Genomic DNA, 6,007 nt, shown 5'->3' on the forward strand with positions numbered 1-6,007 from the left:
CCGGGCTGGACGATGCCAGCCGGGGCCGGTTAGTTATCGAATGACGGCAGGCTCAATTCATATTCCTTGACTCGCTCGAGCACGCCCGCCGGGAAGCGCCGAATGCGCTTGTCCGGTCCCGCGAACAGGATTTGCTGGTAGCCGAGCGAAACGGGACGCCCATCCACGTAGAAACGGAACAGCAGGTACGCCGAGCATTGCCTGATTTGAAAGGTATTCAGATAGCAGTCGACGCGCTGAAACGGAAACGTCTCCTGCACGTATTCCTGGTGCGCGCGCTTCGTGATGAATGTGCCGCCGGCGGCCAGCAGATTGCCGTCGACGCATTCGTGAAACCAGCGCTCACGGCATATGCCTTGCCATTCGAAATATCGGGAGAAGTAGGTGTTCATGAACGCATTGGAATCCTTTAGATAAATATCGATAACGTGATGAAACGTCTTGCGCGTCGTCGTCTGGATTTCCGACGACAGCAGCGCGGTGTGACGAAACAGGGCTTGAGGGATTGCGTCTTTGGACAACATGGAATGCTCCTGAGGAACAGCTGCTTGCGGCAGCGGCGCACGCCTTCGAGATGAGGGCATGTCTTATTTTGGATTCGCGGCACGCAGAGGGGGGGGCAGGCCTTTACAGCCGTTTCGGGATTTCGAAGCGCCATATCTGGAACAATCATGCTGCGCGGTTGGCCTAGACCGTGCTGGCTGGTCGGCGCGTCGGCATTTACCCGGTGCTGTGGCATTGATCCGCTCGTCAGGCGCGCCGCGAACCGCGGCAGACGGCGCGGATCGGGCGTATCCGTGCGCGGGAAGGGGGCGCGTAGTTGCCGGCGGTCGTCGAGATGTTCGATAATTTGCTTCCAGAAAGAGGGTTCTTGCGCGGAATCGCCGCCTGATGACGACATGGGCCTTGTTCTATTCACGTTCTTCGGGCCCGCTATGAGCCGCTTTGCCAAGCAACCGGTGTTCTACCCCGTGTCGGTGGTTTTTCTTGACGACAATCCCGATTTTCTCGACGCGCTGCGCGGAATCCTCCGCAACGAACATCTGCACCATTTTTTTAACGCGCCGGACGAAGCGTTGAATTTCATGTTGAAGCATGGCCGTCGTGCGACGCCACAGCGTTTATCGGGCGCTGAATATTCGGAGTTCGAAAAGAAAGGCCTCAATGCGTTCGGCCAGGACCCGCTGACCGACGCCGCCCGATTCGACGAAGTGGCGGCAATCGTCGTCGATTATCAAATGGGCGAGATCAATGGCGTCGAATTCCTTGCTTCTCTCGGCGACGTTGCCTGCGCGAAAATCCTGCTTACCAGTGTGGCGAGCGAGCGTGAAGCCGTCGATGCATTCAACGACGGGTTGATCGATTTGTATCTGAAGAAATCCGCGCCGGACATGACCCGCAAGCTGACTGCTGCGCTTGCCGACGCAAAGGTGCGGCACTGCGCCGAACGAGGACACATCGGCGTGCACGGCATTGGATCGGCGTATTGCGACGCCAGGGCGATCGCGGCGATGCGCACGATTGTCGAGCGCGAGCGCATCGTCGAGTATTACTGGCGTCCTGAACAAAATGTCGTTTTGATGTTCGATGCTCATGGCCAACCGAGCGTTTTTCTTGCGTGGGACGACGACGAATGGGCGTTCCAGTGCGACGTTCTGACCGATGAGGGCGGAGATGCCGATATGCGGCGCGAGATGGAGGCGCGCCGTGTGATGCCGCTGTTCTGGCCATTTCAGGCTTACCGCTCCGGAATGATGTCGATTCGATCGACCTTGCCGATCGCCATCCCCGGCTGGGATGGCGCTTTTTATGGCTGGAGCCCGGTGGATGCGCCGGTGCTCGACGTCGACACGTGGACGTTTGCTCGCTGGCGTGCAGCGCATGCCGGGCAACGGCGCTGATCGGGAGTTCGATCGCAGTGTTGCCGGTGGCGCGCACGTTGCCGCGACGCTCTGAGAGCGGTTGATAAGAGAAACGCGCCACACCGGCTCTGCGTCGTTGCAATCGCATCGGTTCAACGCGCTTTATTCGGTTTCGTCGATCAGGCATGCATCGGCGTGCTTGTCTCAGGCGCGCCGGAATTTGCCTGATGCCAGACGTGACGTAACACACTGCGGTTTTTTGCCGCTGGTGCTGCTCACATCGCACCCATAGCCGGTGCGGAGCGCCCCTCCTCCCCGGATCCCGTCAGACCCTTTCGAAGATTCGCGACATACGTATAGCCTCGCGGCGATTTTTGAAAATATAAATTTCATAAAAAGAAAAAATCGTGCGCATGGCACATTTTATTAATAAGTAACGGAACACATTCGATAAATTTTGTTTGCGTGTGAAAAAGATAAACTTGGCCATGTCGTTGGTTGTGAAAGTAAAATAGTAAGGGTAATTTAATTTCAATTTTGTTTGAATAATTTTCAAAATTGTACTGATAGCATCGCTTTGAAGGATTTTGGGTGATTGATTGGTAATTAACGGATTTATAATTGAAATGATTGTTGATGAATCGTCGGGGTAAATCGAATGAACGTGCTGGCGAGTTGATGCGTGCGATTCAGTGCCTTTTTGCATCTTGTCCCTGGAGTGTCAAGACATGCGAATGACGAGGCATGCTCGCGGTTGTGTCCGCTGATTTTCGGGTGCAAGTTATAGCTAAGAAGGCTGGTAGTGCAATGAAGACGCTGAAAATACCAGACGGTCCGAGAGATCGATGGCTGGGCGTGCCGCACATTTACGCAATGAGGCGGAATTTCCTGAAATTTTTCTCGAATTTACATCGACGCTACGGTGATGCCGTTCATCTACGAATACTGGGGCGTCGATATTTCAGTTTTTTTCATCCAGATCTGATCCGCGAAGTACTTGTCGACAACGACGATGCATTTATTCGCTGGAAAACCGGAATCCGCATTTTCACCAAGACCCACGGACATGGCGTATTGACGTCGGAAGGCGATGTATGGCGCCGCCAGCGGCGTTTTTTGCAGCCGGTGTTCTCTACGCGGGCGCTGGCTGAATTCGCGAAGCAGGTCGCCGGCGCGGCGGATACCGCGCTGGAAAAGCTGCCTGTCGACGTGCCGTTTCGCTATGGTGCCGCGATGGGCGAGTTGGCCGTCGACGTGATTCTCGGCAGCATGTTTCGCAATGCGGCGCAATTTTCCGGCGGCGATGTCGACCGCGCGGTGACGTCGCTTGCCGAAGCCGCGTATCGCGATATGTTCATGCCGGTTCAGTGGCCCGATTGGCTGCCGTTTCCGACCGAGCGCAGCCGGCATCTTGTGATGCTGCGACGGCTGATCGGTCAATGCATGGCCGACCGCCGGCAGCATCCCGGCGGCTATCACGATTGGGTTTCGCTGTTGCTCGAAGGACAGGGCACGCAGGGCGGGCGGCCTGACGAACAGGAAATCTTCGATCAGGCGATCACGCTGTTCCTCACGCGTCACGAAACGACCGTCGCCACGCTCGAATGGATCGGCTGGGTGCTTGCGTCCCGCCCCGAACTCGCCGCGCGTGCGATGGCCGAGGTCGATGCGGTGTTGGAAGGCCGCATGCCGGGCTACGACGACATCGCGAAACTGCCGGTGCTCGGCCAGACGATTCGCGAAACGATGCGTCTTTATCCCGTCGCGCCCGCGCTCTTCATGCGCCAGGCGGTGCGCGACGTCGAAATCGGCGGCTGGGACGTGCCTGAGGGCTCGTTTGTCGCGCTGCAAAACTTCGAGGTTCATCGGGATCCGCGCTGGCATCCCGATCCCGATCGATTCGACATCGATCGTTTCGCGCCCGAAAACACGAAGCGCATCGCCCGCGGCGCATATTTCCCGTTCGGCATGGGGCCGAGAGCTTGCGTCGGGATGAACTTCGCGCTGATGGAACTCACGATCGTCTACGCGATGCTGCTGCAACGCTTCGAATTGCGGCTCGCGCATGCTCAGGCGGACCCCGGCTGGGCGTTCACGGTCGCGTTACGGCCCGAACGGCCGGTGGAAATCGTTCTCACACGCCGCATCGACGCGCTCAATGTACCAAGGGTCTTCGCCTGCGCGGCGAACGATTCTTAGGATGACCCATGACCGACGGGCGTGATCGCTCCCGCCGGCGGAAACCAAAAGGATTATCAGATGCAACTGATCATCGATACTTTGTGCGCGAGATCCGCGGCGACGCCCGAACAAACGGCGTTCGAATTTCTGTCGACGACGGGTGCGCCGCTCTCGGCGCTGAGCTATCACGCACTGGAGCGCGCGGCGGCCGGCGTGGCGGCGATGTTGCGCGCGCGCGGCGTGCCAGCGGGCGCGCGCGTGCTGTTGCTATGTCAGCCGGGGCCGGATTACGTCGCTGCGTTCTTCGGTTGCCTGCATGCCGGCGCGGTCGCGGTGCCGCTTTACCCGCCGAGAAACCGTCTTCACGTCGCTCGGATCGTCAGCGTGCTGCGTGACGCGGGCGCGAGCGTCGTATTGTCCAGCCGCCAGAGCATCGAGCGGTGCGGCGCGTTCTTTGCCGAGCAAGGCGTATCCGAATCGATGCTCGTCGCCGTCGACGGCGATGCGCTTCGCGATGCCGAGCCAGGCACCCCGGCCGCGCAGCGCGCAGACGCGCTCGCGTTCCTGCAGTACACGTCTGGTACGACAGGCGATCCGAAAGGCGTGATGATCTCGAACGGCAATCTCGCCCATCATCTTGAGATGCTCAACGCGTGGCTGGGCGGCGAGCCCGGCGGCACGATGGTGAGCTGGCTGCCACCGTATCACGACATGGGGCTCATCAGCGGCCTGCTCGCGCCGGTGGCGGGCGGCTATCCGTGCGTGCTGATGCCGCCCGAATCGTTCGCGCAGAATCCGTTCGTGTGGCTCGATGCGGTGAGCCGCCATCGCGCGACGATCAGCGGCGGCCCGAACTTCGCGTACGGGATGTGCTGCAAGCGCTTGACCGACGAGCAAATCGCGACGCTCGACCTGAGCCGCTGGCGGCTCGCGTTCAACGGCGCGGAGCCTGTGCGGCAAAAGACGATCGACGCGTTCGCTCAGCGTTTCGCGGCCGCGGGCTTCGAGCCTTTGGCGATGGCGCCGTGCTACGGGCTGGCCGAGGCCACGCTGCTGGTCGCGGGGCATGAGCCGAACACATTGGCGCACGGGCTGGACGTCGATCGGCAAATTCTGCAGGATGAACGCCGCGCGGCGCCCGCGCGTGACGCATCGCCGATGGCGCGCGACGACGCGGCGCGCTGGCGCTCGATTGCATGCATCGGCCGCGTAACGGGCGGCCAGCACGTGTTGATCGTCGATCCGGCGTCGGGCGAGCCTTGCGCGGACGGCCGGGTCGGCGAGATCTGCGTCGCCGGGCCGAGCGTCGCGCAGGGCTACTGGCGGCGTCCCGAGCTGAGCGAGGCGGTGTTCCGCACAGTGCGCGACGGCGTTGCCGGCCGCGCCTACATGCGCTCGGGCGATCTCGGCTTTCTGCTGGACGGCGAACTGTACGTGACGGGGCGTCTGAAGGACATGATCGTGATCTCGGGACGGAACTACTACTCGGAAGATCTCGAGCAGACGGTCACGGCGACCCAGGAGAAGGTGGTTCCGAACGGCTGCGCGGCGTTCGTCGCGGACCACGACGAGCGCGAGAACCTGGTCATCGTCGCCGAGATCGAGCGTGTCGAGCGTCACGGCAATCTGAACGATGTCGTGACGGACATCCAAAAAGAAATCTGGCTCAAACACGAAGTCAATCCGCATTCGGTATTCCTCGTCTCGCCGGGGCAATTGCCGAAGACGTCGAGCGGCAAGGTGCGCCGCAAGGCGTGCCGTCGGGCGCTCGAAGCGGGCGAACTCAAGGTGCTCGCCTACTGGAACGGCGCGGGCTGACGCCCGGCGCCACACGCGCTTTCCCACACGGGCCTTCCTTTTCGCGATTTCGTTTGACTTTGCGCGCCGCCGCGCTCCGGGGCTTACGGCGCGCGGCTGTCGCTGCGTCGTCGCGCAACACCTCTTCCGGACTACTGGTGGACATC

General features: G+C 60.6%; 4 protein-coding genes. 3 read left to right on the top strand and 1 reads right to left on the bottom strand.

The window, feature by feature from the left end; all coding sequences use genetic code 11:
• Positions 1-29 precede the first annotated feature (29 nt).
• Positions 30-524, bottom strand: coding sequence for an acyl-CoA thioesterase (locus AQ611_RS20020; protein ID WP_059514284.1), 495 nt, complete (start codon positions 522-524; stop codon positions 30-32).
• 147 nt (positions 525-671) lie between these two features.
• Here AQ611_RS20020 and AQ611_RS20025 point away from each other — a divergent pair, with 147 nt between their 5' ends.
• The 3 genes from AQ611_RS20025 (at position 672) to AQ611_RS20035 (ending at position 5,861) form a co-directional block, all read left to right on the top strand.
• Entirely contained in the window at positions 672-1,901 is a 1,230-nt protein-coding gene (locus AQ611_RS20025; RefSeq protein ID WP_231936074.1) for a response regulator, read from the top strand.
• An 834-nt stretch (positions 1,902-2,735) separates the two neighbouring features.
• Positions 2,736-4,061, top strand: coding sequence for a cytochrome P450 (locus tag AQ611_RS20030; RefSeq protein ID WP_197517154.1), 1,326 nt, complete (start codon positions 2,736-2,738; stop codon positions 4,059-4,061).
• 60 nt (positions 4,062-4,121) lie between these two features.
• Entirely contained in the window at positions 4,122-5,861 is a 1,740-nt protein-coding gene (locus tag AQ611_RS20035; RefSeq protein WP_146011715.1) for a fatty acyl-AMP ligase, read from the top strand.
• The last annotated feature ends 146 nt before the right edge of the window (positions 5,862-6,007 follow it).

The sequence above is a fragment of the Burkholderia singularis genome (assembly GCF_001718875.1).
GTDB lineage: Bacteria > Pseudomonadota > Gammaproteobacteria > Burkholderiales > Burkholderiaceae > Burkholderia > Burkholderia singularis.

Bases quoted from the DNA above. Each gene is read 5' to 3' on its own strand.
- AQ611_RS20020 (WP_059514284.1), bottom strand. From the start codon at position 524: ATGTTGTCCAAAGACGCAATCCCTCAAGCCCTGTTTCGTCACACCGCG.
- AQ611_RS20025 (WP_231936074.1), top strand. From the start codon at position 672: ATGCTGCGCGGTTGGCCTAGACCGTGCTGGCTGGTCGGCGCGTCGGCA.
- AQ611_RS20030 (WP_197517154.1), top strand. From the start codon at position 2,736: ATGAGGCGGAATTTCCTGAAATTTTTCTCGAATTTACATCGACGCTAC.
- AQ611_RS20035 (WP_146011715.1), top strand. From the start codon at position 4,122: ATGCAACTGATCATCGATACTTTGTGCGCGAGATCCGCGGCGACGCCC.